The following is a 25,101-nucleotide window of genomic DNA, read 5'->3' as shown; positions in this document are numbered from 1 at the left end:
AAGCGGGCCGGCGCTGGATCAGCGCCGGCCCGCTCCAGGGATGTGAAATTACTCGGCCAGCTGCTTGCGCACGCGCTCGATGGCGATACGCACCTGGTTCGGCGCGGTGCCGCCCACGTGGTCGCGCGCGGCCACCGAACCTTCAAGCGTGAGCACCGCGAACACGTCCTCTTCGATCAGCGGCGAGAACGTCTGCAGCGTCTCGAGCGACATCTCGGACAGGTCGCAACCGGCCACGTCGCAGGCGCGCACGGCATGCGCCACCGCTTCGTGGGCGTCGCGGAACGGCAGGCCGCGCTTGACCAGGTAGTCGGCCAGGTCAGTTGCCGTGGCATAGCCCTGCAGCGCTGCCGAACGCATGTTGTCGGCCTTGACCGTGATACCCGAGGCCATGTCGGTGAAGATGCGCAGCGTGTCCATCACGGTGTCGATCGTGTCGAACAGCGGCTCCTTGTCTTCCTGGTTGTCCTTGTTGTAGGCCAGCGGCTGGCCTTTCATCAGGGTCAGGAGGCCAATCAGGTGACCGTACACGCGGCCGGTCTTGCCACGGGCGAGCTCCGGCACGTCCGGGTTTTTCTTTTGCGGCATGATCGACGAGCCGGTGCAGAAGCGGTCGGCGATGTCGATGAAGCCGATGCGCGGGCTGATCCACATGACGAGTTCTTCGGACATGCGCGAGATGTGCATCATCAGAATCGATGCGGCGGCCGTGAACTCGATGGCGAAGTCGCGGTCTGACACTGCATCGAGGGAGTTGTGGCACACGTCGTCAAAGCCGAGCGTCTTGGCCACGCGCAGGCGGTCGATCGGGAATGTGGTGCCGGCCAGTGCGGCGGCGCCCAGCGGCAGGCGGTTCACGCGGCGGCGCGCGTCGAGCATGCGCTCGGCGTCGCGGCCGAACATTTCGACGTAGGCCAGCATGTGGTGGCCAAAGGTGATCGGTTGGGCCACCTGCAGGTGCGTGAAGCCCGGCATGATCGTGTCGGCGTGGCGTTCGGCCAGGTCGGTCAGGGCGCCGCGCAGGCTGGCGAGCAGCGTGACGATGTCGTCGATCGCGGCGCGCACGTACAGGCGAATGTCGGTCGCGACCTGATCGTTGCGCGAGCGGCCCGTGTGCAGGCGCTTGCCGGCGTCGCCCACCAGTTCGGTCAGGCGTTTTTCGATGTTCAGGTGCACGTCCTCGAGGTCGAGCAGCCATTCGAAGCTGCCGGCGTCGATCTCGGCCCGGATCTGCGTCATGCCGCGTTCGATTTCAGCACGGTCGTGCTCGCTGATGATGCCTTGCGCGGCCAGCATCTCGGCGTGCGCGAGCGAGCCTTCGATATCGTGCGGGGCCAGGCGTTTGTCGAAGAAGACCGATGCGGTGTAGCGCTTGACGAGATCCGATACAGGTTCGGAGAAGCGGGCAGACCAGGCTTCGGCTTTTTTGGAGAATTGTTCGGTCATGGTGGGATTCCGGTTGGGGATCCCTTGATTATAAACTGCGCTGCCTGTGTGCCATGCGGCATGGCTGGCCGGGCTCGCAGGCAGGCTTGCAGACGGGGGCCTGGCGAAATCCGGTGCGGCACGCCACATCGCCGCTTGCGTTGGTACCAATCGGCGCTAGAATGACTTTTTGTCACCTTGTCCAGGCCATGATGACGAACGATTCCAGCTTCGAGGTCAGCACCGACCAGACCCGTCTCGACATTCCAATGATCTACCGCTTCCTCAGCGAGCAGTCCACCTGGGCCGTGGGCATTTCGCGGCCCGTCGTCGAGCGCGCCATTGAGAACTCGTTGTGTTTTGGCGGCTACCTCGATGGGCGTCAGATCGCGTTCGCGCGCGTGATCACCGATTTTTCTACCTTCGCCAACCTGGTGGATGTGTTCGTGGTGCCGGAATCGCGTGGCTGTGGTTATGGAAAACAATTGATCGGTGTGGTGATGCGGCATCCCAGCCTGCAGCAACTGCGCCGCTTCACGCTGGCCACGTCGGATTGCCACAGCCTGTACGAGCGTTTCGGGTTCACGCCACCGTTGCATCCAGAGACATTGATGGAGCGTTACTTTCCCAACATCTACTTATCCTGAGCGCACTCAACACGGCGACGTGAAACTGGAATCAGGCTTACGCTGATGACTTATCGGGGGAAGCCGCATGTTCCAATCTGTCGTCCGTGTTGTTGTCCATGCCACGCTCGCACTGGGCGTCGTCACCAGCATCAGTAGCCACGCCGCTGAGTTGCCGTCCACGCCATCGCCATCGTCAATGCAGCCCAAGGGCTCGCTCGTCATCATCGGTGGCGCGCTGCGCGATGACAACGATGCCGTCTGGACGCGCATCGTGCAGCTTGCCGGCGGCAAGAATGCCCGCATCGCGGTGTTCGCTTCGGCCTCGGCCAGCCCCGAACGGGCCGGCAACTATCTCATCGAACGCCTGAACCAGCACGGCGCCAGTGCCTTCTTCGTCCCTGTTGCCGAACACCTCGACGGTTCTGACGTGCGCGCCGCAGCCGAAGATCCGGCGCTGGTCGAGGCAGTGCGTTCGGCCGGCGGCGCCTATTTCTCGGGCGGCGACCAGGCGCGCATCACGAACGCCCTGCGCCGGCCCGACGGCAGCAACACGCAACTGCTCGATGCGCTGTGGGACATGTACCGGCGCGGCGGTGTCATCGCCGGCTCGAGCGCCGGCGCTGCCATCATGAGCGCCACGATGTTCGGCCATCCGCGCTCGGTGCTGGGCACGCTCCAGCACGGCGTGGCCGATGGCCGCCAGATCACGCGCGGCCTGGGCTTCATCGGCGACGACGTCTTCATCGACCAGCACCTCCTGGTGCGCGGGCGCTTTGCGCGCATGCTGCCGGCGATGCTGGCCAAGGGCTACAACATCGGCCTTGGCATCGACGAGAACACGGCGATGGTCGTGGGCCCGAAGCGCGACGTCGAGGTGCTTGGCTATCGCGGCGCGCTGCTGGTTGACCTGAGCAACGCCGCCACGCGCGACGGCACTTTCAACCTCAGCAATGGCCGCCTGAGCTATCTCGATAACGGCGACCGCTTCAACCTGGACAGCAAGGTGTTCACGCCGGCGCCCGAGAAAGTGCGCGGCAAGCTCGATGCCAACAAGCCGTACTGGCGCGGGCCGCTGTTCTCGGCCGATATTCTTGGCAACGGCACGGTGGTCGACCTGATGTCCAAGCTGGTCGACAGTGACCAGCCGGATGCGATCGGGCTGTCGCTCGACAGCCCGAATGCCGACCGGCCCGACCTGGGCTTCGAGTTCAAGCTCGGCCGCGTTAACGAGACGGTCGGCTACCAGTCGGCGTACAGCGAAGCCTATTCGGTCTATAACGTGCGGCTCGATATCCGGCCGATCGTGGTGCAACGGCCGCTGTATCAGTACCGGTGATCGCTCAGTCGCAGCGCCACTGCAGCCGCTCGGCCAGCACCTGGCGCTGTGCGTCGATCAGCGGGCCGTTCGGATCGTGGCCGGCGCGCGGCACCTCGATCAGTGCCTTGTCGGGCGCGGTGATGGCCTCGAAGAAGCGGAGCGTGACCTTCGGCTCGGTCAGCAGGTCTTCCTTGCCCTGCACCAGATAGACCGGCAGTTCGTAGCGCGTGCCCAGGCGGTACAGGTCCATCGTGGACGCCATGCCATCGCCTTTCCAGCCGACGAACTTCAGGAACGAATAATCCTCGCCCTCGGTGTAGTCGGCCTTCGCCTGCGGCGAGGCATACAAAGGCAGCACTTCGAACCACGATGGCGGCGTCGGATCGATGTTGGGCGCCTCGTACTTGCGCACGGCGCGCCGCACGATGCCGAAGTTGCGCGGATTGGTCCAGGGCGGCGGGCCGAGCGCCTCCAGTTGCGTGACGGTGGCAGTGTCGTTCGCTGCCCTGGCGCGGGCAATGACCGTGCTCCATGACGTGGCATTGTCCCGGTAACCCACCAGCTGGGCCACACCGACATAGGCGCAGAACAGCCCTGGCTTCTCCCTGGCCATGTGGGCGCCGATCATCGAGCCCCACGAGCTGCCCAGCAGGATCACCTTGTCTCTGCCGAAACGCTGCGTCAGGTAGCGCGCCACGTCGAGGCCATCGTCGCGCAGCTGTTCGATGCGCAAGGGGACGTCTTCGCCGGGGCGGTGACGGCCCCAGGTCATGCCGCTGCCGCGCTGATCCCACTGCGCCAGCGTGATGTGCTTGCGCCACGAGGCATACGGGCCGGCGCCAAACACCGAGGTCGGATTGCCAGGGCCGCCATGCACGTACAGCAGCACCGGATTGGCGCAGTTGTCGCCGCTGACGGTGACCCACTGCGCGATGCCGCCGATCTCCACGAAGCCGCTTTCGTCCACTGGCTGGCCGGGCTTGCAGGCCGGGGCGGCATGGGACAGGCAGGCACTCAACAGCGGAATGACAAGGCAGGCGCGCAGGCGGAACATCGGAACTCCGGATAGACAAGGTGACCAGGCTGATTGTGGCGTGGCTGTCCGGCCGGGTCAATCGGCCTGGCCTGGCACATCTGACAGGTGACGACGTCGCCACAGCTCACCGCAGGCTTAGAATAGTGCGATCTACTTGTCAGGGATTCGCAATGCGCCTGTTTCACTCTTTTGCTGCGCTGCTGCTTGGCGCATTCGCTTCACTCGCCCATGCCGCGCAGCCGGCCACGGTCCGCCTGGACTACGCGCACAGCGGCAATGCGCTGGCCGACGGCTACGCGATCGAACGCGTCGTCATCGAGCCGCTGCCCTGGCCAGGCAGCGCCGCGCGCAATCTGGACGACACCAACCGCGGCCAGAACCGGGTCGAAGTGGTCGATCCTAAAACGGGCGACGTGCTGTACTCGCGTGGTTTCTCCACCGTGTTCGGCGAGTGGCGCACGACCGAGGAAGCAGGGCGTATCAGCCGCAGTTTCAGCGAGTCGGTGCGTTTTCCCCAGTTTGCGCAGCCGGTGCGCGTGCGCATCCTGAAGCGCGACGAGCGCAACCAGTTTTCGGTCGCCTGGAGCATCGACGTCGATCCGGACGCGCCCGACGTGGTCAAGCGCCAGCCGCCGCCAGCGGCGAAGCCGATTCCGATCCGGGTCAGCGGCCCATCACCCGACAAGGTCGACCTGCTGATCCTCGGTGATGGCTACACGCAGGCAGAAATGACGAAGTTCGAGCAGGATGCGCGGCGCCTGTCGGCGCACCTGTTTTCGGTGTCGCCGTTCAAGGAGCGCGCGAAGGACTTCAATGTCTGGGCGATGGCCGTGCCGACCGGGCAATCGGGCATCAGCAGGCCATCGACCGGCGTTCACCATCCATCGGCGCTGGGCACCCGCTACGACATTTTTGGCAGCGAGCGCTATGTGCTCACACTCGACAACCGGGCGCTGCGCGATATCGCCCAGCATGCGCCGTACGAATTCATCGAAATCCTTGTCAACAACGAGACCTACGGCGGCGGCGGGATCTTCGGCCAGTTCAGCACCGCTGCAGCCAGCAACGACTGGGCCGACTACCTGTTCGTGCACGAATTCGGCCACCATTTCGCGGGCCTGGCCGACGAGTACTACACATCGCCCGTGGCCTACGCCGCAGCGACCGGACGGATGGAGCCGTGGGAGCCGAACGTCACCGCGCTGCGTGACCCGGCCAAGCTCAAATGGCAGCGCCATGTGACGGCCGGCACGCCGCTGCCGACGCCATGGCCGAAGGCCGAGTACGAAGCCGCATCGCGCGCCTACCAGAAGAAGCGCGCCGCGCTGCGCGAGGCCAACCGGCCGGAGTCTGAAATGAGCGCCTTGTTCCATGAAGACCTCAAGCAGACCAATGCGCTGTTCGACCGGCAGCCGCACCGGCATGCGATCGGCGCCTTCGAGGGCGCCAACTACGAGGCCAGCGGTTACTACCGGCCCGCGATGCAGTGCCTGATGTTTGACCGCAGCGATGCGTTCTGCCCGGTATGCCGCGACGGCGTCACTGACATCATCGACTTGTACGCAGGCTCTGTTCATCAGTAATCTTTGCTTACAACTCTGACAATTTCTGCGTGTGCTGGCTAACAGACCGGACGGTGGTGAAGCCGTATTCTGGAATCACTGAAAAACAACAACGACTGCACGGGCAACCCGCTCTGTACAGCGACCACCAAAAGGAAACTCATCATGAACAAACTGATCGCAACCCTTATCGCCGGCCTGATGGTTACCGCTGCTCACGCCCAGACCACTGCACCAGCCACCACTGCTGCTGACAACCGCATCGTGAAGGCGGAAGCCAGCGCCGAGAAAGACGTCATCAAGGCCGAACAAAAAGAAATCAAGGCCGCCGTCAAGGCTGATCAGAAGCTGAACAAGACCGTGACCAAGGCCACCGAAGCCAAGGGCGACGCACACGCCAAGCTGGTCAAGACCCACACCGACGCTGCTGCGAACGTCGCCAAGGCCGATCCTGAAGACCGCGCCAAGGCAATGGCCAAGGCCGAAGGCAAAGTGGCTGACGCCAACCTGAAGGCCGAGAAGAAGATGATCAAGGCTGACGAGAAAGTGCTGAAAGCACAGGTCGATGCTGCTGCCGACAAGGCAACTGCTGCTGCCAAGACCGAACAGGTCCGCGCCGAAGCCCAGGCTGACGTGCACAAGGCTGCTGCAAAGAACTAAGCAAACAGCTCCAGTGAAAAATGCCGGCTCAGCCGGCATTTTTTTTGTCTGGGTACCGGAAAAGCCGGGGTCAGGTCTGACATTCGGACACGATCTCGACAGTTGGGTAGCCGGACCAGACAGAAGAGCCGGGGTCAGGTCTGACATTCGGACACGACCTCAACAGTCAGCTAGCTGGAGCTTGCTGGAGGTGGACCATGCTAATACTGGGCAGGACACCGTTGAGAATGGCTAAGCTGAGGTCGTGTCCGAATGTCAGACCTGACCCCAGCTGCAGAGGTCGTGTCCAAATGTCAGACCTGACCCCGGCTGGAAAAATGGCATAGCTGAGGTCGTGTCCGAATGTCAGACCTGACCCCGGCTGTGTTGCTGAACGGGATTGTGGGCGCGTTACGTTTTCACAGCGTCGGTTTCGGCTGCCCGCATACCCAGATCATGCGCCTTCATGCGTGCCGACAAGGCCTTGCCCTTGCGCGAGCGCTTGCCGAAGTGCGGCTCCAGGCCGGAGGCGAACAGCTCTACCGTGCGCGCCTTGTCGCCGGCCCAGGTGCCAATCACGTTCAGGCCCTTCTGATTGATCGGCTGCGCCGCCAGCATGGTTTCTTTCGGCTCGAGTTCCATCAGCGTCACGCCACGGCCGCCATTGGTCAGCACCTTCATCTCGTCGATGCCGAACACCAGCACGCGGCCCTTTTCGGACAGGCAGGCGATCGCGCCGCAGCTGTCGGTCACCACCCTTGGCGGCAGCGGCGTGGCGCCGTCGTTCAGCGTGATGAATGACTTGCCGCCCTTCAGACGGCTGACCATGTCGCCCGCCTTGGTGATGAAGCCAAAGGCGTCCGACGTCGACAGCAGCAGGCGCGTCTCGGGATTACCAGCGAAATAATGCAGGATGCGGATACCACCCGACAGATCGACCAGCGTCGTGATCGGCACGCCGTCGCCGCGCGAACCAGGCAGCGCAGCGACCGGCACCGAGTACACCTTGCCGTTGTCGCCAATGCCCAGCAGATGGTCGACGGTGCGGCATTCGAACGCCTTGTACAGCGAGTCGCCGGCCTTGAACGCGAACTGCGCCGGGTCATGGCCGATGCCGGTGCGGGCACGTACCCAGCCTTTTTCGGACACGATGACGGTCACCGGTTCGTCGACGACCTTCTGCTCGGCCACCGCGCGCTGCGCTTCTTCGATCACGGTGCGGCGCTCGTCGCCGAACTGCTTGGCGTCGGCTTCGATTTCGCGGATGATCAGGCGCTTCATCGACGACGGGTTCTCGAGGATGTCCTGCAGCTTTTCCTTCTCGCTGCGCAGGTCGGCCAGCTCTTGCTGGATCTTGATCGCTTCCAGGCGCGCCAGCTGGCGCAGGCGGATCTCGAGGATGTCTTCGGCCTGGCGTTCGCTCAGGCGGAATTCCTCGATCAGCGCGGCCTTCGGTTCGTCCGAGTTGCGGATGATGGCGATGACCTTGTCGATGTTCAGCAGGACCGTCTCGCGGCCTTCCAGGATGTGGATGCGGTCGTTGACCTTGGCCAGCTTGAAATCGGTGCGGCGGCGGATCGTCGTGAAGCGATAGTCGATCCACTCCTGGATGATCGTGCCCAGGCCTTTTTGACGCGGACGGCCGTCGCCGCCGATCATCACCATATTGATCGGGCTGGACGACTCGAGCGACGTGTGCGCGAGCAGCATCAGCATGAATTCGTTCTGGTCCTGGTTCTTCGACTTCGGCTCGAACACCAGGCGCACCGCGGCTTCGCGGCCCGATTCGTCGCGCACCGTGTCGAGCGCGCCCAATACCGTGTTCTTCAGCGCGAGCTGCTCGGGCAGCAGCGCCTTCTTGCCGGCCTTGACCTTCGGGTTGGTCAGTTCTTCGATTTCTTCGAGCACGCGCTGCGACGAGCAGCCCGGCGGCAGTTCGTAGACGATCGCCTGCCACTGGCCGCGCGCCAGTTCTTCGATCTTCCAGCGCGCACGCACCTTCATCGAACCGCGGCCCACCGCGTACATGTCGGCGATGCTGGTGGCCGGCGTGATGATCTGGCCGCCGCCCGGGAAGTCGGGGCCGGGCACGATGGTCATCAGCTCGGCGTGCGACATCTTCGGATTGCGGATCATGGCGACAGCGGCGGCAGCCACTTCGCGCAGATTGTGCGACGGGATCTCGGTGGCCAGGCCGACCGCGATGCCCGAGGCGCCGTTAAGCAGCACCATCGGCAGGCGCGCCGGCAGTGTGCGCGGCTCGGTGGTCGAGCCGTCGTAGTTGGGCTGCGAGTCGACCGTGCCCATGTCGATTTCATCCATCAGGATGCGGGCGATCGGCGTCAGTCGCGCTTCGGTGTAACGCATCGCGGCGGCGCCGTCGCCATCGCGTGAGCCGAAGTTGCCCTGGCCATCGATCAGCGGGTAGCGCAGCGAGAAGTCCTGCGCCATGCGCACCAGCGCGTCGTACACCGACTGGTCGCCGTGCGGGTGCAGTTTGCCGAGCACGTCGCCGACCACGGCCGCCGACTTGCGCGGCTTGGCGGTCGGGCCCAGGCCCAGTTCATTCATCGCATACAGGATGCGGCGCTGGACCGGCTTCTGGCCGTCCGACACGTCCGGCAGCGCGCGGCCCTTGACCACCGAAACGGCGTAGTCGAGGTAGGCGCGCTCGGCGAAAGTGGAGAGGGTGAGCGTCTCGACGTCGGACGGCTCGTGTTGCTGTTCAAAGAGACTTGGTTGGTTCGTCATGGTGTCTGTTCTGTTGCGCGCGGGGCGGATGGCCGGTGCGGCATATTAGATATCGGCCTCGGTCTCGTTTCCGTGTTCTTCGATCCAGGCGCGGCGCGCGGCGGCTTCGCCTTTGCCCATCAGCATATTGAAGCGTGCCGACGATTCGGCGTGGTCGTACTCGCCCAAAAACACGGGCAGCAGGCGGCGCGTGTCCGGGTTCATCGTCGTTTCCCACAGCTGCTCGGCGTTCATCTCGCCCAGGCCCTTGAAGCGCGAGATGCTCCACACGCCTTCCTTCAGGCCTTCTTTTTTCAGCTTGTCTTCGATCGCCAGCAGCTCGCCGGAATCGAGCGCATACAGCTTCTGGATCGGCTTCTTGCCGCGCGCCGGCACGTCGACGCGGAACAGCGGCGGGCGCGCGATGCAGATGTTCCCGTTCGCGAACAGCGCCGGAAAATGTTTGAAGAACAAAGTGAGCAGCAGTACCTGGATGTGCGAGCCGTCGACGTCGGCGTCGGACAGGATGCAGATCTTGCCGTAGCGCAGACCGGTCAGGTCGGGCGAGTCGCCCGCGCTGTGCGGATCAACGCCGATCGCCACCGAGATATCGTGGATTTCATTGTTGGCGAACAGGCGGTCGCGGTCGGTTTCCCACGAGTTGAGCACCTTGCCGCGCAGCGGCAGGATGGCCTGGAATTCCTTGTCGCGGCCCATCTTGGCCGAGCCGCCGGCCGAGTCGCCCTCGACCAGGAACAGCTCGTTGCGCGTGATGTCGTTCGATTCGCAATCGGTCAGTTTGCCCGGCAACACGGCCACGCCCGACGATTTTTTCTTTTCGACTTTCTGCAGCGAGCGCAGGCGCGATTGCGCCTGGCGGATCACGAGTTCGGCCAGCTTCTTGCCGTATTCGACGTGCTGGTTCAGCCACAGTTCGAGCGGCGGCTTGGTGAAGGTCGAGACCAGCTTGAGCGCGTCGCGCGAATTCAGGCGTTCTTTCGTCTGGCCCTGGAACTGCGGGTCCAGTACCTTGGCCGACAGCACGAACGAGACGCGCGCGAACACGTCCTCGGGCAGCAGCTTGACGCCTTTCGGCAGCAGGCCATGCAGCTCGACGAAGTTCTTGACGGCGCCATACAGGCCGTCGCGCAGGCCCGCTTCGTGCGTGCCGCCGCTGACGGTGGGGATCAGGTTGACGTAGGATTCACGCACCACGCCGCCTTCTTCGGTCCAGGCCACGACCCAGGCCGCGCCTTCGCCTTCGGCAAAACTGTCGTCGCCGGCGGCCGCGTACTGCGCGCCTTCGAACAGCGGGATCAGGGTTTCGCCGGTGGAGCTTTGCGCCAGCGCCTCGGTCAGGTAGCCGCGCAGGCCCTCGTCGTAGCGCCAGGTCTGCACTTCGCCCTTGGCGTTCGTGAGCGTGACTGTCACGCCCGGCAGCAGCACGGCTTTCGAGCGCAGCAGGCGTTGCAGGTCACCCATCGGGATGGTCGGCGAATCGAAGTACTTGCCATCCGGCCAGGCCGTGACGCGCGTGCCGTTCTTCTTGCCGCCGCGCTCGAACGGTGCGGAGGTGAGGGGTTCGATCACGTCGCCGGCAGCGAACACCAGTTTGTGCTGGCCGTTGCCTTGATCGTCCTTGCGCCAGACCTCGATCTCGAGGCGCTTGGACAGCGCATTGGTAACCGACACGCCGACGCCGTGCAGGCCGCCCGAGAACGCATACGCGCCGCCCGAGCCCTTGTCGAATTTGCCGCCGGCGTGCAGGCGCGTGAACACGATCTCGACCGTGGACACACCTTCTTCGGGGTGGATGCCGACCGGGATGCCGCGGCCGTCATCTTCGACCGTGATCGAGCCGTCCGGGTTCATCGTGACGCTGATGTTCTTGCAATAGCCACCCAGCGCCTCATCGGAGGCGTTGTCGATCACTTCCTGGATGATGTGAAGCGGATTTTCCGTGCGGGTGTACATGCCCGGACGCTGTTTCACAGGTTCGAGTCCCTTGAGGACGCGGATGGATGATTCGCTGTAGTCTGGAGCGGGTTTCTTGGAGGCCATCTTGAAGAGTATTTGTAGAATGCGTTGGCATTCTATCTTGTCGAGCGGAAAAGGAAATGCTTTTTAACTGTATAAATATACAGTATTTTGCGCTTATGTCGTGCTTTTCGCCTTGCACCTTTGTGCTAGATTACGCTGTAAATACATAATCGATGCAAGAAGGGTGGGGCTTGATGCAGCGATCCCATTGTCTGTTCACCGTGCGTCCGATCGGCTTTGATCCGGTTGAAACCGCCCGGCTGGCGGCGCTGCTCGAAGACGCGCCGGGCGCCGGGCCGTCGTATTCTTGCCTGCATGCCGACAGTTTGCAAGAGCCGGACCTGCTGATTGCGAATGGCGACAACCCGTTTGCGCTGGCACAACTGGCGTGCCAGCCTCCCGATGCGCTGCAACCGGCACTGGTCATCGGCGACAGTGACGCCACTTGTTGGCCAACCCTGACCCACCCGCTTGACCAACGGACGCTGCACGGGCGGCTGGCCGAACTGCTCGACACGCGCGTGCATGCGCTGGCCCAGCAGGGTGCCCGTGCGCGCCGCGTGCTGGCCGAACGCCGCCGCCGTCCGCGCCTGGGGCCGGATCTCGAAACGCCCGCATTCTACACGCGACTGCGCCGTGGCCCCGTCGATGGCCCGGTATTGATCGTCGATCAGGCGTGCAACCTGCGCAACCGGGTGGCGCAGGTGCTCGAGCCGCGCCGGATCGGCGTCGAATGGACCGACAGCCGGGCCGCCGCCGTGCGCCTGTGCGACGAGACGCCGGTGGCGCTGGTCCTGATCAACACGGCCGCCCCGGGCATCGAACCGTATGCGCTGTGCTCATCGATCAAGGCGCAGGCCGGCGCGGGGCGCACGCCCGTGGTGTTCATGGTCGCGCCATCGTTTCAGTACGACAGCGCCCGCGCCCGGCTGGCCGGCGCGCGCGGCCTGCTCGAGACGCCCGTGGCGGGGCGCCACCTGATGCTGACCTTCCAGAAGCTGCTCGATGTGCCGGTCTGAGCGCATGGCGACCTTTTGTAACAACTTTGAATCGTGCGCAGCATTGCCGAAGTTATATTATTGACATGACCGAAGACGACCCCATCAAGCGCAATCCAGACGACCCCTCGCCAGAGGCGGATATCGATGAACGTCGCGAGACGCGCGTGCGCGTGCCCGACCGGCGCGCCAGCGGCGGCCAGCACGCACGCGGGCCGGCCCGCTACCTGCGCGATGGCGACAACCCGGTGGCCCTGGCCGGCCGGGTCATCACCTCGCGCTTTCGCTCGCTGCGTGAACGCTTCAGTCGCGACATCATGCAGCGCACGCTGCACATCGGTGTCTCGGCCCGCATCTTTCATCCCGAGGCGGGCGCCAAGGGGCTGCTGAGCAAGAACCTGCAGTATCTCGAGGAATCCATCGCCCAGTGGGTCATGTCGCGCGACGTGCTGGTGTTCATGATCCCGACGGTCAATACCAACGGCTTGCTCCACCCCAGCAACATCACGCTGCGCCACTATGCGCGTCATCTGGATGGCCTGGTGCTGCAGGGCGGGGCTGACGTCGCCCCGCAAACCTATTCCGAAACGCCCACGCGTCCCGAATGGAGCGGCGACCGCGCACGCGACGTGTACGAGCTCGAACTGCTGCACGAATTCGTCGACGCCGGCAAACCGGTGCTGGGCGTGTGCCGTGGCTGCCAGCTGATCAACGTGGCCTTTGGCGGCACGCTGCACCAGGACGTCGCCACCGACCGTCCCGACGCGCTGGCGCATGTGCATGACCTGTACGACGCCCATCGCCATGCGATCGTGTTTCCCAAGGGCTCATCGCTCGGCCGCATGTTCCCCAACATCCAGCAGGCGATGGTCAACTCGATTCACCACCAGGCCGTCAAGGACCTGGGGCGCGATGTTCGCATCGAAGCCATGTCCGAACCGGACGGCATCATCGAGGCGATCCGCTACCAGCGCGCCAACTTCGTCATGGGCTTGCAATGGCACCCCGAATTCCACCGCGCGGGCGGCGTCGACCTGCTCGATTGCACGCCGGTGCTGGATGAATTCCTGCGTGCTGCGCGCGAGACGCGCCTGTAGCACGAAATCGCTTGCTTTCGCCGTGTGACACGGGAATAATGAATGAGAATCATTCTCATCTCATTGTCTTGTTCTGGTCCATGGAGCGCTTCGCATGACGATTTCCCCCACACCCACCATGCCATCCACAGAGGGCGAGCCGCGCAACCAGGACACGCTGCTGGTCGCCTCGCTCCTGCACCTGATGTCGCATTACAGCGCGAAGGGCGACGGCGAGCCGCCGTGCGTCAAGCTGGCGTCCGTGATCGAGCGCCATCTGTGCGCGCTGGCGCGTCTGCCGACGATCGACCCGGTGCTGCGCGCCACCTGCGAGCAGCTGGCCGACCAATGGGCGAACGTGGTCGACGCGAGGCTGCCGCCAGCAGCGCCTGCCAAACAGCCGCTGCTGGCGCGCTTCATGAAGACGGGCTGGGCGGGCAAGGGCGTGCCGGTGGCGGGCTGACCTGATCGAGCCAGCCACGCAGGGCGGCCTCGCCCTGTGTATCGAAGGCCATGACGCGCGAACCCGCCACGCGGCGCGTCCAGCCGAGTTGTTCGAACCGGTCGAGCAGGGCGCTGCCCAGTGCGCCGGCCAGATGGTGACGCCGCTCGCTCCAGTCCAGGCAGGTGCGGCACACGGGCCGCCGCGAGCGCGCCAGTGCAGGGATGTCGACGCCCAGCTGGCCGATCAGTGACGCGCCTGGAGTCGTGAGCACCATGCCGTTGGCGCCGAAGCCGAACGCGCCTCGCGCAGCCAGCCGGTCATGCAGCACCACACCAAGCTCGCCGGCCAGGTGGTCATAGCAGACGCGCGCCTTGCGCAGGGCTGGCGCGGACGGGCCCAGCTTCAGGTGCGGCGGCAGCGTGCCGGCGCCGAAGGCCATGCCCATCAGCGTTTCGAGCAGCGCCGCCACGTCGGCATCGGCGATGCTGAAATACCGGTGCCGCCCCTGCGCTTGTACGGCCAGCAGCCCGGCATCGACCAGCTTGGCCAGATGAGTGCTGATCGTCTGGCGCGTGACGCCTGCCGCATCGGCCAGTTCGGTGGCGGTGAGCGCCCGCCCGGCCATCAGCAAGGTCAGGGCCTGCGCGCGCGCCTGGTCGCCGATCAGTGCGGCGATGGTAGTGATATTGGGACCGTCTCTCATGCTTCGATCTTAACCGAAGCATCCGGCCAGGGACCGGGACTACAGTGACCACTCCCGAACCCAGGAGTCACCATGACCATTACCTGTTTCATCCGCTACCGCATCGATCCGTTTCAGCGCGAGCAGTTTCGTGAATACGCCGCCAACTGGGGCCGCATCATTCCCCGGCTCGGTGGCGCGCTGATCGGCTACTTCCTTCCCCACGAGGGGACCAACGACGAGGCGTGGGGGCTGGTGGGCTTTGCCAGTCTGGCCGACTACGAAGCGTACCGCACACGCTTGAAGACGGATGATGAGGCGCGCGCCAATTTCGCGCTGGCGCGCGAGGGGCGTTTCATCGTGCGTGAAACGCGTACGTTCACCGAAGCGGTGGAGGGTACGCTCGGGAGCCGTGCATGATCGCGGTCATCTTCGAAGTCGAACCCGACCCGCTGCGCCAGGGCGAATACCTCGCCACGGCGCAGGCGCTGCGCGCCGCGCTCGAGGCGATCGACGGTTTCCTCTCGGTGGAACGGTTCGAATCGCTCACGCAGCCTGGCCGCCTGCTGTCGCTGTCGTTCTGGCGCGATGAAGACGCCGTGCAGCGCTGGCGCACGCTGGAAGCGCACCAGGCGGCGCAGGCGGCCGGTCGTGACGGGATGTTTCGCGACTACCGTTTGCGCGTGGCGCACGTGGTGCGCGATTACGGGATGCAGCAGCGGGAACAGGCGCCGTCAGATAGCCGGGAAGTGCACGGCTGACTGGCGCAGCTCACGCCACGCGGTCGCCGCGGAAGTGCCCGATCGCTGCATTGACCATCCCTTCGACCGAGCCTTCGCGCTCGGCGTGCCGGCGCAGGATTGCTGCATCGCTGCCGCCGCGCGCGGCCGCCGCCAGGTGCTGCAGTGCTTCGACGCTGCCCAGCGCTTCGGCATGCGGCAGCATCCGTTCGAGCGTGGCCAGGATATCGTCGCGGATCACGATGCTGTCGTAGGTTTTCGGGTGCGTGATGCTGCCATCCAGACCGAAGCGGCAGGCCTGGAAGCGGTTGTAGTTGTAGACGAGGTAGTCGTCTTCGACCGGGGCTTCATCTTTTTTCTCAAGCAGATGGCGGCATAGTGCCTGCAGGTAGGCGGCCAGCGCCGCGGCGCGCTCCACCGTCAGCGGCGTGTCGCAGACGCGCAGTTCGATCGTGCCGAATTCGGGCTTGGGCCGCAGGTCCCAGTAGAAATCCTTCATGCTCTTGATGATGTTCGTGCGTTCCATCTTGGCGAAGTACACGTCAGTGAACTCCTGCCAGCTGAGCGTGAAGGGCGCACGTCCACTCATCGGAAACGCAAACACGGAATTCAGGCGTGCCGATTCGAACAGGCTGTCGTGGCCCTGCACGAACGGCGACGACGCCGACAGCGCGATGAAGTGCGGCAGGTAGCGGTTCAGGGCGTGCAACAGGTACATCGCATCGTCGCCATTGGCGCAGCCGATGTGCACGTGCTGGCCGAATACCGTGAACTGCTTGGCCAGGTAGCCGTACAGCTGCGACAGGTATTCGTAGCGCGGCTTGGCTGAAATCCGCTGATCCGACCAGTGCTGGAACGGGTGCGTGCCACCGCCGGCGATGCCGATATTGAGCGTGTCGCTGGCCGCGACGAGCGTGTCTCGGATCTCGGTCAGCTCGGCCAGCAAGGGACCATACGCCGTGTGCACGCTCGAATTAATTTCGATCATGCTCTCGGTGATCTCGGGCGTGACGTTGCCCGGGAACGGCTTGCGCTCCAGCAGATGCATCAGGTCGGGGCTGGCGGCGGTCAGGTTGAAGTCCGACAGGTTGACCAGTTGCAGTTCGAGCTCGACCCCGAAGGTGAGCGGCGTGGACGGAGTGAACGCGTCAAGCGGCATGATGGGACTCCGGTGCTTCGTGCGCCCAGATCAGGGCGCGCTGGATGATGATCGGGCCGAACACTTCGAGCAGCATCGCCACGGCGGCCATCGCGTGCAGGTCGTCGACTACTTTGAGGCCGGCATAGCGCGCATGTTCGAGCATCAGGATCACGAACACGGCCAGCGGCGCCAGGCCCAAACCCGTGAGGGCGCCCTTGCGCCAGGTGACGCCCGACAGGTGCGAGAACGCAGCCACGCCGGCGGTCTTGGCCAGCAGCCGCACCAGCACGACGACCACCGCCATCACGCCGCCGGCCGCCACCAGGCGCCAGTCGAGGGTCGAGGCGGCGTACACGAACAGCAGCACGGTGAGCACTTCGCCCAGTGCGCCGAAATTGCGCTGGGTCTGGGTAAAGGTCACGCGGCGCGAGCGCACGGTCAGGCCGAAGGCCAGCGCCGCCACGACCGGCGACAGGCCGCCGACATCGCACATCGACACCAGCAGGATCACGGCGAGAGCGAATGCGACGGTCGTGTCCTGCTGCGCATTGCCGATCGCGCGCAGCAGCGCCGGCACCAGCAGGCCGAACACGGCGCCGGCCACGATCGACGCGGCGAGCATGACCAGGCTTTGCCACAGTGCCTCGCTGACGGCGTCCTGCGTGTGGAACAGCCAGACGCCGATGATGGCGTTGAACGCGAACACGGCCAGCACGCAGTTCTGGGCCGACAGGTGCAGCACGCGCTCGGTCATCTGGCCCGAGCTTTTCTGTTCATTGATGACCCGCACGACGGTGGCGGGGGAGGTGGCCATCGAGAGTGCCGCCATCAGCAGCGCCGTGATCTGGGCCGCGCCAAACGCGATGGCGACGAGGTAGACGAGTACGAACGTCAGGCTGGACTCGACCAGGCCGGCCACGCCGATCCACGGATTGTTGACCAGCCAGCGCAGATTGATGCGGTTGCCCAGTTCGAACAGGACCAGGCCGAAGGCGATATTGGCCAGCAGCGCGACCGGGCCCAGATCGGCCGCAGGCAGCACGCCGATCTGCGCGCTGCCCAGCGCGAAGCCAACCAGGCCGTAGAAGCTGATGCGGGGCAGGCCGGTCCAGCGCTGGCCAAATTCACCGGCCAGCCACGCCAGCGCAATCGCCAGGGGCCAGGCAAGGCTCGTCAATACGGACAACAGGTCAGGCATGCGGTCTCCTTCTTCTTATCGTTGCGCGATTCTAGTGCGCCCGGCGCCTCGCGTCCGTGTTCGTGCTAACACTACTTGCTCAACAGGCGCATGGCCCGTTCCAGGCCCTCCAGCGTGATCGGGAACATCCGGTTGCTCATCACCTGGCGGATCAGCGCGATCGATTGCCGGTACTGCCACAGGTGCTCGGGCTCCGGATTGAGCCAGGCGCACTTCGGAAACGCCGTCATGAAGCGCGCCAGCCAGACCGCGCCAGCTTCGTCGTTGTTGTATTCGACCGAGCCGCCCGGCGCCATGACTTCGTAGGGACTCATGGTCGCATCGCCGACGAACAGCACGCGCGTATCGGCCGGGTATTTACGCAGCACGTCCCAGGTGGCGAAGCGCTCGCTGTGGCGGCGTGCGTTGTTCTTCCACAGGTAGTCGTAGACGCAGTTGTGGAAGTAGTAGAACTCCATGTTCTTGAATTCGCTGCTGGCGGCCGAGAACAGTTCTTCGGTGCGTTCGATATGGTCGTCCATCGAGCCGCCGACGTCGAACAGCATCACGACCTTGATCCGGTTCTTGCGCTCGGGCCGCATGCGGATGTCGAGCCAGCCGGCGTTGCTGGCGGTGGCGCGAATCGTGTCGTCCAGCGCCAGTTCATCGGCCGCGCCCTGGCGCGCGAAGCGGCGCAGGCGGCGCAGCGCCACCTTCAGGTTGCGCGTGCCCAGTTCGCGCTCGCCGTCGTAGTCGCGGTAGGTGCGCTGGTCCCACACTTTCACAGCGGTGCGATTCCGGCTTTCGCCACCGATGCGGATGCCTTCGGGGTTGGTGCCGCCGTGCCCGAACGGCGACGTGCCGCCGGTGCCGATCCATTTGCTGCCGCCGGCGTGGCGTTCCTTCTGCTCTTTCAGCAGTTCCTGCAGGCGCTGCTGCAATTTGTCGTAGCCGAATTTTTCGAGCTGCGCCTTTTGCTCGGGCGTGAGTTCGCGCTCGAAGCGCTTGATCAGCCAGTCGAGTGGAATCTCGGCCTTCGCGTCGAATACCGCATCCACGCCCCGGAACCAGGCGCCGAAGACGCGATCGAACTTGTCGAAGTGGGCTTCATCCTTCACCAGCGTCAGCCGCGCGAGGTAGTAGAAGTCGTCGAGCGACGGGGCGATCACGCCGCGTTGCAGCGCGTCGAGCAGCGTCAGAAATTCGCGGATCGAGACCGGGATGCGGGCCTCGCGCAGGGCGCGGAAAAAATCGATCAGCATCGCATCGAGGGGGCTGGCGCCACCATCACCGGTTGTTCCGCGCCATGAACATCAGGCGCTCGAACAGGCCCACGTCCTGCTCGTTCTTGAGCAGGGCGCCGTGCAGCGGCGGGATGCCCACCTTGCCTTCGGCGCTGGCGCGTAGGGCTTCGGCCGGCACGTCCTCGGCCAGCAGCAATTTGAGCCAGTCGAGAAATTCCGACGTCGATGGCTTCTTCTTGATGCCGGGGACATCGCGCATGGCATAGAAGCTTTGCAGCGCCGCGGTCAGCAAGTCCTGGCGCAGGTTTGGGAAGTGCACGCCGACGATGTCGGCCATCGTCTCGCGGTCCGGGAATTGAATGTAGTGGAAGAAGCAGCGGCGCAGGAAGGCGTCCGGCAGTTCCTTCTCGTTGTTGGACGTGATGATCACGAGCGGGCGGTGGGTGGCCACGACCATCTCGCGCGTCTCATACACATAGAACTCCATGCGATCGAGTTCGCGCAGCAGGTCGTTCGGGAATTCGATGTCGGCCTTGTCGACTTCGTCGATCAGGAGCACGACGGGTTCGGGCGCCGTGAAGGCTTGCCACAGCACGCCCTTGACGATGTAGTTCTGGATGTCGCGCACGCGCTCGTCGCCCAGCTGCGAGTCGCGCAGGCGCGAGACGGCGTCGTATTCGTACAGGCCCTGCTGGGCCTTGGTGGTCGATTTGACGTGCCACTGCAGCAGCGGCATGTTCAGGCTGGCCGCGACTTCTTCGGCCAGCATGGTCTTGCCGGTGCCCGGCTCGCCTTTGATCAGGAGCGGGCGGCCCAGTGTCAGGGCCGCGTTGACGGCCAGTTTCAGGTCGGCGGTGGCGACGTACTTGTCGCTGCCTTCGAAGCGGGGAGCAGCATGCATGGCGGGTGCTTTGTCGAGTCGGTCGGTGGCAGGAAGTATACGCCATAACCCCGGGCGCGCCGCCGCCGTCCGGTTTGTAGACTGGTGACAAGTCTTCAGATAGAATCGGCCCGTTGGTAGACCTTTGCTAACTTTTTATGCGGTTGCGGTTTTCGAATTACAACTAACGAGACGCCCATGAAAACAAGTTTGGCACCATTGGTACTGGCAGCATGCGCCTGTACCGCCGGCAGCGCCGTCGCCACGGCCGCAGAAGTCGTCGGCAACCCCAAGGCGGCCGTCGCCAAGATCGAGATGTGCATCGGCTGTCACGGCATCCAGGGCGGCTACAAGACGGCCTTCCCCGAAGTCTACCGGGTGCCGATGATCGGCGGCCAGTCGGCAAAGTATCTCGAAGCAGCCCTCAAGGCCTACCGCAAGGGCGACCGCAAGCATCCTTCGATGGTCAATATCGCCAAGTCGCTGAGCGACCAGGACATCGCCGACGTGGCGGCCTATTACTCCCAACAGACGGTGGCCTCGCGATGAACCACGCCATGCAACGGATTGTCCTTTCACTGGTCCTGGGCGCGCTGGGCGCGAGCGCATCGGCCGCAGACGTCGCGCGCGGCGCGGCGCTGGCCAAGACGCACAACTGCGCCTCGTGCCACGGCGCCGACTTCAACAAGCCGATCGACCCGAGCTACCCCAAACTGGCCGGCCAGCACCCCGACTACCTGACGACGGCGCTGCGCGCCTACAAGCGCGGGGCCGGCCCGAACGGGCGCGTGAACCCGATCATGGCGGCGCTGGTGCAGCCGCTGTCGAACCGCGACATGGCCGATCTCGGCGCGTACCTGGGCAGTCTGCCGGGCCAGCTGGTGACCAAAAAATAAGCCCGGCGCCAGACGCGCAAGTCGCTTGCTGGTAACATGCGAGCCCCTTGCCGCGTCACCCGCCGGAGCTTTTCGTGTCATCTCTGTCTATTCTCACCTCGCCCGCTTATCTCAAAACCAACCTGCTCAGCGGCCTGACGGTCGCCCTGGCCCTCGTGCCCGAGGCGATCGCCTTCGCCCTGGTTGCCCATCTGTCGCCGCTCACTGGCCTGTACGCGGCCGTGCTGGTTGCCTTCATCACGTCCGCGTTCGGCGGGCGGCCCGGGATGATCTCGGCCGCAGCCGGTTCGCTGGCCGTGGTGATGATCGCGCTGGTGGTGCAGCATGGCGCGCAGTACCTGCTGGCGGCCGTGGTGCTCATGGGCGTGCTGCAACTGCTGTTTGCCGCCGCGCGGCTCGGCAAATTCATCCGCATGGTGCCGCATCCGGTGATGCTCGGCTTCGTCAACGGGCTGGCGCTGGTGATCTTCCTGGCCCAGTTCGGGCACTTCAAGGTGGCGGGCCCTGACGGCACGCCGCAATGGATGCCCGCCGCGCAGCTGGTCACGATGGGCGTCATCATCGCCATCACGATGGCGGTGATCTACCTGACGCCGCGCATTACCAAAGCGGTGCCGTCCACGCTGGTGGGTATCCTGGTGGCCAGCGTCGGTTGCGCGCTGCTGGGCGTCGAGACGCGCACCGTGGGCGACCTCGGTTCCATCGCTGGCGGCTTGCCCAGTTTCGCGCTGCCCGACGTGCCAATGACGTGGGACACGCTGCGCATCGTGTTCCCATACGCGCTCGTGATGGCGGGCGTGGGCCTGATCGAATCGCTCCTGACGCTCACGCTCATCGACGAAATCACCGACACGCGCGGCCAGCCGAACCGCGAATCGCTGGCGCTGGGCGCGGCCAATGTCGTCAGCGGCGTGTTTGGCGGCATGGGCGGCTGCGCGCTGATCGGCCAGAGCATGATCAATGTGAACAGCGGCGCGACGGGGCGCCTGTCGGGCATCGCGGCGGCCGTGATCCTGCTGTGCTTCATCCTGTTTGGCTCCAGCTGGATCGAGGCGATTCCGCTGGCGGCGCTGATCGGCGTGATGTTCGTCGTCTGCGAAAAGACGTTTGAATGGGGTACGTTCCGCCTGGCCGGCCGCGTGCCGCGCGCGGACCTGTTCGTGGTCGTGCTGGTGGCGGCGATCACGCTGCTGGTCGATCTGGCGGTGGCGGTCCTGACCGGCGTGATCGTCTCGGCGCTGGTGTTCGCGTGGCAGCATGCGCGCCAGGTGAAGGCGGCGGTCGCGGTCGATGATCAGGGCTGGAAAGTGTACGCGCTCGACGGCACGCTGTTCTTCGCGTCAGTCAGTGCGTTTCAGGGCATCTTCACGCCGAAGGACGATCCGCAGGATGTCGTGATCGACTTTTTGCACGCGCGCGTGGTGGACCATTCGGCGATCCAGGCGATCGACGCGCTGGCCGAGCGTTACCGCCTGCTGGGCAAGCGCCTGCATCTGCGCCACCTGAGCCCCGACTGCCGCGAGCTGCTGGAAAAGGCGCAGGACATGATCGAGGTGAACCTGGTGGAAGACCCGCGTTACCGGGTCGCGGACGACAAACTCGCCTGATCAGGCGAATGCGCGACGGCGCACGCACTCGATATACGCCTCGGTATCGGGCGGCACGCCACCCCGCTGCGAGGCCCAGATCATCTCGCCCAGGCATTCCATGATTTCGTGGTGGGCATCGTGCTCGCCCCGTTTGGCCACCAGCATGTCGTGCGCGGCGCGGATGCCGCGCGGCTGGTCGATCGAGATCTGCTCGGCGATCGACAGGTGCATCGACAGGTGCAAAAACGGATTGGGCTTGCCGCCTTCGACCGAATAGTCGCGCGCGATCGCCGCCTCGATGTCCTCGAACTGGTCGTGGTATTCGGGATGCTGCACGATCCAGTCGGCCGCGATGGCATCCATCGGCGTCAGGATGTCGCCATTGCGGTGCTTGCGATAGGCGTCGCAGAAAAAGCGGCGCACGTCGTGCGAGGACGGAGTGAACATGGCAGGAGGGGGCAAAAAAAGGGGAGAGCGGGCATTGTAGCGCAGGCGCCGGTCCGGCGCGGGGCCGGCCTCAGGACGCCTCTTTCGGCCCCTGGCGGCACTCGGGCGCCTCATCCAGAACCCGCTTGGCCTGCTCGTCATTGCCCGTGAACCGATGGCGCTCGGCGATCGCAAAGCGCGCCTGGCAGGTGCGCCGCAGCGCATGCGCCGATTCCTCGCGCGCGAGCTTGAGCAGCTTGTTTTCATCGAGCTTGCCGAGATAAAAATCGGCGATCGGCCCAGGCCATTCATCGAGGTCGTGCGTGAAGGCGCTGGCCAGTTCGCGCCGCGCCAGCTCGGGGTCTTGATTGTGCATGCGCGCCGTATACAGCATCAGCGCGCCGGAGCGCTCGCCCGGCATGCGGTCGAGCGCCTGGCGCAGCCTTATCACCGCTTCGGTATAGCGCCGTTCTTTCATCAGGCGCTGGCCGAGCACCAGGTTGGCGCGGGGATTGCCGCTGGCGGCCGCCTTGTCGAGCCAGACCAGCGCCTGCGCCATGTCAGGCGGCGTGCCATGACCGCTTCGGTGCATCGCGGCCACCATCATCTGCGCATCGCCATTGCCGGCGTCGGCCTCCTGCTGCAGCCAGGGTTCGATGCGGCGCCGCTGGCCAAGTGCGTCGCCCCCGACGTAGGTGAAGTACAGCTTTTTCTGGCTCATCGCGAACATGACGCGGTGCGAGCGCAGGAAGTCAGCGCCCAGCAGTAAATCGACGTCGAGGTCATTCGTGTCGATCACGCCGACGTCGGCATTGTTGATCGTCTCGCGGCCGATCTGCAGCTTGTCCAGCGTCGCGTTCCAGCGCGCGATGCGTTCGGTGCCGATGCCGCCCGCTTCGCCGGCCCTTGAGACGTCTGGCGCATTCATGTTCAGTCCCGCTTTTTCCGCGGCCCGGCGCGTCATCAGCGTGCTGGAGGAGCCGCTGTCGATCACCGCCGTGACTTCCTTGCCGTTCAGGAGCACCTTGAATTCGGGATTGGCCTGACGCGAGTTGGACCAGCGGAAGGGAATTTCGACGGCATTCTCGTCCCAGTAGGCCAGGTGCGCAGTATCGCAATTGGTCGGTTTGAAGAACTTGATTTCCTTGGTGGCCAGCGAAATCTCGAGGTCGGACTGGAGCAGGAACGGCGCGCCCAGGATCGCCTCGAACGATGGCGCAGTGCCAAAGTCACCCAGCACCCGTACGCGACTGTTGGTGATCGCCGCCGGCCCGGCCTTGAATTCCTTGATCTGCGTGCTGTAGATGCGGGCCGCGCCGCCAATGCCGAAGGCACGCCCGTTGGTAGGGCGCAGTGACAGGCCGCGCCGCTCGGTTGCGGTGCGCGTGAGTATCGTGCCACTGGCGCCGGTGTCGACCAGCATGTCGGCCGGCGTGCCGTCGATCCGCCCTTCGATCGTCAGGTTCAGGTCAGGGCCGGTATAGCGCACGGGCAGCGTCGCGAGCTGGGTTAATTGACAACGCTTGGGCTCGGCCTGCCAGGCATGGGCAGTGGGCACGGCGCTCAGGGCGAGCAGTGGCAGCAGCAGATGCAGGCGGGCGGCAGGCGTAGTCATGCAAGCATTGTACCGGCGAATGTTGCCGTGAAAACAATGCTTTGAGCATGAAATGGAGGGGCGTCTGCGGAGGGCAGGCTGGATGCCGGAGCATGGCGTGTCGTATGCCAGCTCCGGTATCGATGCGTTGTTGACGCCTACTTGTTCGGCGCCAGCACCAGCGCATCGGGCGCCGCCGGGTTGCCCGGCCCGGCCGCCCCGAGCATGTCCTGCCCCGTCTTGGCGCCAGGCTGCGCGCGACCATGCGGCTGGCGCAGGTAGCGCGCGCTGTGGCGCCGCTCGCCGTGCTGGCCCTTGGCCGGCCAGCTCAGAAAGCGCGACAGCTCCTGCAGCGCGCGCTGGTACACGTCGCGCTTGAACTCGATCACGACGTCGAGCGGCACCCAGTAATCGTGCCAGCGCCAGGCGTCGAACTCGGGGTGGTCGGTCAGGCGCAGATTGACTTCGTTGTCGCGCGCGACCATGCGCAGCAGGAACCAGATCTGCTTCTGGCCACGGTAATGCCCGCGAATTTCACGCTTGATGAAATGATCGGGCACTTCATAGCGCAGCCAATCGCGGGTGCGACCCACGATCTTGACATGCTCCTGACGCAAACCGATTTCTTCCTCGAGCTCGCGGTACATTGCCTGCTCGGGTGTTTCGCCGTACTTGATTCCCCCTTGAGGAAATTGCCATGAGTGCTCTCGCACCCGCTTGCCCCACCAGACCTCGTTGTTAGCGTTCAGCAGGATGATGCCGACGTTGGGCCGAAACCCTTCACGGTCGAGCATAAGTGCACCTCGATACTTTCTGCCGGCGGACGTTCCCTCT

24 protein-coding genes are annotated in these 25,101 nt (G+C 64.7%); 12 read left to right on the top strand and 12 right to left on the bottom strand.

Annotation, left to right across the window (positions count from 1 at the left end; all coding sequences use genetic code 11):
* Window positions 1-48: 48 nt before the first annotated feature.
* Entirely contained in the window at window positions 49-1,446 is a 1,398-nt protein-coding gene (gene argH, locus AC56LW_RS06260; RefSeq protein WP_499581394.1) for an argininosuccinate lyase, read from the bottom strand.
* Window positions 1,447-1,634: 188 nt separating this feature from the next.
* Here argH and AC56LW_RS06255 point away from each other — a divergent pair, with 188 nt between their 5' ends.
* Window positions 1,635-2,072 (top strand): GNAT family N-acetyltransferase, encoded by a 438-nt coding sequence (locus AC56LW_RS06255; RefSeq protein WP_499632793.1) that lies wholly within the window; start codon window positions 1,635-1,637, stop codon window positions 2,070-2,072.
* 67 nt (window positions 2,073-2,139) lie between these two features.
* Window positions 2,140-3,390, top strand: coding sequence for a cyanophycinase (locus tag AC56LW_RS06250; protein WP_332532227.1), 1,251 nt, complete (start codon window positions 2,140-2,142; stop codon window positions 3,388-3,390).
* A 4-nt stretch (window positions 3,391-3,394) separates the two neighbouring features.
* Here the strand turns inward: AC56LW_RS06250 and AC56LW_RS06245 are convergent, their stop codons facing one another.
* A complete protein-coding gene (locus AC56LW_RS06245) occupies window positions 3,395-4,426 on the bottom strand; it encodes an alpha/beta fold hydrolase (RefSeq protein WP_499632791.1) in 1,032 nt (343 codons plus the stop codon).
* 152 nt (window positions 4,427-4,578) lie between these two features.
* On the opposite strand from AC56LW_RS06245, the gene AC56LW_RS06240 reads away from it, so the two are divergent.
* Together AC56LW_RS06240 and AC56LW_RS06235 are read left to right on the top strand one after the other, a co-directional pair.
* The gene (locus AC56LW_RS06240; protein WP_499632789.1) at window positions 4,579-5,991 is read left to right on the top strand and encodes an IgA Peptidase M64; all 1,413 of its coding nucleotides are present in this window, start codon (window positions 4,579-4,581) and stop codon (window positions 5,989-5,991) included.
* Window positions 5,992-6,135: 144 nt separating this feature from the next.
* Window positions 6,136-6,630, top strand: coding sequence for a hypothetical protein (locus AC56LW_RS06235; RefSeq protein ID WP_499632787.1), 495 nt, complete (start codon window positions 6,136-6,138; stop codon window positions 6,628-6,630).
* Window positions 6,631-7,020: 390 nt separating this feature from the next.
* On the opposite strand, the gene parC is transcribed toward AC56LW_RS06235, so the two are convergent.
* Together parC and AC56LW_RS06225 are read right to left on the bottom strand one after the other, a co-directional pair.
* A complete protein-coding gene (gene parC, locus AC56LW_RS06230; RefSeq protein WP_499632786.1) occupies window positions 7,021-9,360 on the bottom strand; it encodes a DNA topoisomerase IV subunit A in 2,340 nt (779 codons plus the stop codon).
* A 45-nt stretch (window positions 9,361-9,405) separates the two neighbouring features.
* Window positions 9,406-11,400, bottom strand: a complete 1,995-nt coding sequence (locus AC56LW_RS06225) for a DNA topoisomerase IV subunit B (protein ID WP_332532232.1) — start codon at window positions 11,398-11,400, stop codon at window positions 9,406-9,408.
* 173 nt (window positions 11,401-11,573) lie between these two features.
* Here AC56LW_RS06225 and AC56LW_RS06220 point away from each other — a divergent pair, with 173 nt between their 5' ends.
* The 3 genes from AC56LW_RS06220 (at window position 11,574) to AC56LW_RS06210 (ending at window position 13,916) form a co-directional block, all read left to right on the top strand.
* Window positions 11,574-12,398, top strand: a complete 825-nt coding sequence (locus AC56LW_RS06220) for a response regulator (protein WP_499632782.1) — start codon at window positions 11,574-11,576, stop codon at window positions 12,396-12,398.
* A gap of 65 nt (window positions 12,399-12,463) precedes the next feature.
* Window positions 12,464-13,474 carry a gamma-glutamyl-gamma-aminobutyrate hydrolase family protein gene (locus AC56LW_RS06215; protein ID WP_332532234.1) on the top strand — a complete coding sequence of 337 codons (1,011 nt, stop codon included), beginning with the start codon at window positions 12,464-12,466 and terminating at the stop codon, window positions 13,472-13,474.
* 94 nt (window positions 13,475-13,568) lie between these two features.
* Entirely contained in the window at window positions 13,569-13,916 is a 348-nt protein-coding gene (locus tag AC56LW_RS06210; RefSeq protein WP_499632779.1) for a hypothetical protein, read from the top strand.
* Here AC56LW_RS06210 and AC56LW_RS06205 read toward each other — a convergent pair.
* On the bottom strand, window positions 13,870-14,601 hold the full coding sequence (locus AC56LW_RS06205) for an ArsR/SmtB family transcription factor (RefSeq protein ID WP_499632776.1): 732 nt from the start codon (window positions 14,599-14,601) through the stop codon (window positions 13,870-13,872). The two genes, AC56LW_RS06210 and AC56LW_RS06205, sit on opposite strands and share 47 nt — an antisense overlap.
* 72 nt (window positions 14,602-14,673) lie before the next feature.
* On the opposite strand from AC56LW_RS06205, the gene AC56LW_RS06200 reads away from it, so the two are divergent.
* Together AC56LW_RS06200 and AC56LW_RS06195 are read left to right on the top strand one after the other, a co-directional pair.
* Window positions 14,674-15,000 (top strand): NIPSNAP family protein, encoded by a 327-nt coding sequence (locus AC56LW_RS06200; protein WP_499632773.1) that lies wholly within the window; start codon window positions 14,674-14,676, stop codon window positions 14,998-15,000.
* Window positions 14,997-15,341, top strand: a complete 345-nt coding sequence (locus AC56LW_RS06195) for an antibiotic biosynthesis monooxygenase family protein (RefSeq protein ID WP_499632770.1) — start codon at window positions 14,997-14,999, stop codon at window positions 15,339-15,341. Before AC56LW_RS06200 ends, AC56LW_RS06195 begins: the two co-directional genes overlap by 4 nt.
* A 10-nt stretch (window positions 15,342-15,351) precedes the next feature.
* Here AC56LW_RS06195 and AC56LW_RS06190 read toward each other — a convergent pair whose 3' ends face one another.
* From AC56LW_RS06190 to AC56LW_RS06175, 4 genes are all read right to left on the bottom strand, one after another.
* Complete coding sequence (locus AC56LW_RS06190) at window positions 15,352-16,479, bottom strand: YbdK family carboxylate-amine ligase (protein WP_499632767.1); 1,128 nt, start codon at window positions 16,477-16,479, stop codon at window positions 15,352-15,354.
* Window positions 16,469-17,659 carry a cation:proton antiporter gene (locus AC56LW_RS06185; protein WP_499632764.1) on the bottom strand — a complete coding sequence of 397 codons (1,191 nt, stop codon included), beginning with the start codon at window positions 17,657-17,659 and terminating at the stop codon, window positions 16,469-16,471. The genes AC56LW_RS06190 and AC56LW_RS06185 overlap by 11 nt, the downstream gene beginning before the upstream one ends.
* Before the next feature lie 71 nt (window positions 17,660-17,730).
* Window positions 17,731-18,900 (bottom strand): vWA domain-containing protein, encoded by a 1,170-nt coding sequence (locus tag AC56LW_RS06180; protein ID WP_499632761.1) that lies wholly within the window; start codon window positions 18,898-18,900, stop codon window positions 17,731-17,733.
* A gap of 25 nt (window positions 18,901-18,925) precedes the next feature.
* Window positions 18,926-19,783 carry an AAA family ATPase gene (locus AC56LW_RS06175; protein WP_499632758.1) on the bottom strand — a complete coding sequence of 286 codons (858 nt, stop codon included), beginning with the start codon at window positions 19,781-19,783 and terminating at the stop codon, window positions 18,926-18,928.
* A 177-nt stretch (window positions 19,784-19,960) separates the two neighbouring features.
* Here AC56LW_RS06175 and AC56LW_RS06170 point away from each other — a divergent pair, with 177 nt between their 5' ends.
* The 3 genes from AC56LW_RS06170 to AC56LW_RS06160 all read left to right on the top strand — a co-directional run bounded on the left by AC56LW_RS06170 (window position 19,961) and on the right by AC56LW_RS06160 (window position 22,265).
* Window positions 19,961-20,311: a c-type cytochrome gene (locus AC56LW_RS06170; RefSeq protein WP_332532242.1), complete on the top strand. Its 351-nt coding sequence runs from the start codon at window positions 19,961-19,963 to the stop codon at window positions 20,309-20,311.
* Between the two features lie 8 nt (window positions 20,312-20,319).
* Entirely contained in the window at window positions 20,320-20,658 is a 339-nt protein-coding gene (locus tag AC56LW_RS06165; RefSeq protein WP_499632754.1) for a c-type cytochrome, read from the top strand.
* Window positions 20,659-20,741: 83 nt separating this feature from the next.
* The gene (locus AC56LW_RS06160; protein WP_499456806.1) at window positions 20,742-22,265 is read left to right on the top strand and encodes a SulP family inorganic anion transporter; all 1,524 of its coding nucleotides are present in this window, start codon (window positions 20,742-20,744) and stop codon (window positions 22,263-22,265) included.
* Here AC56LW_RS06160 and AC56LW_RS06155 read toward each other — a convergent pair whose 3' ends face one another.
* The 3 genes from AC56LW_RS06155 to AC56LW_RS06145 all read right to left on the bottom strand — a co-directional run bounded on the left by AC56LW_RS06155 (window position 22,266) and on the right by AC56LW_RS06145 (window position 25,061).
* Complete coding sequence (locus tag AC56LW_RS06155) at window positions 22,266-22,694, bottom strand: DUF1841 family protein (RefSeq protein WP_499632751.1); 429 nt, start codon at window positions 22,692-22,694, stop codon at window positions 22,266-22,268.
* A 70-nt stretch (window positions 22,695-22,764) separates the two neighbouring features.
* A complete protein-coding gene (locus AC56LW_RS06150; protein WP_499632748.1) occupies window positions 22,765-24,288 on the bottom strand; it encodes an aspartyl protease family protein in 1,524 nt (507 codons plus the stop codon).
* A gap of 137 nt (window positions 24,289-24,425) precedes the next feature.
* Complete coding sequence (locus tag AC56LW_RS06145) at window positions 24,426-25,061, bottom strand: RNA pyrophosphohydrolase (RefSeq protein ID WP_332532246.1); 636 nt, start codon at window positions 25,059-25,061, stop codon at window positions 24,426-24,428.
* Window positions 25,062-25,101 lie beyond the last annotated feature (40 nt).

Source organism: Telluria sp. LT2P80 (assembly GCF_059685955.1).
This window is presented reverse-complemented; position numbering and strand designations above follow the sequence as displayed.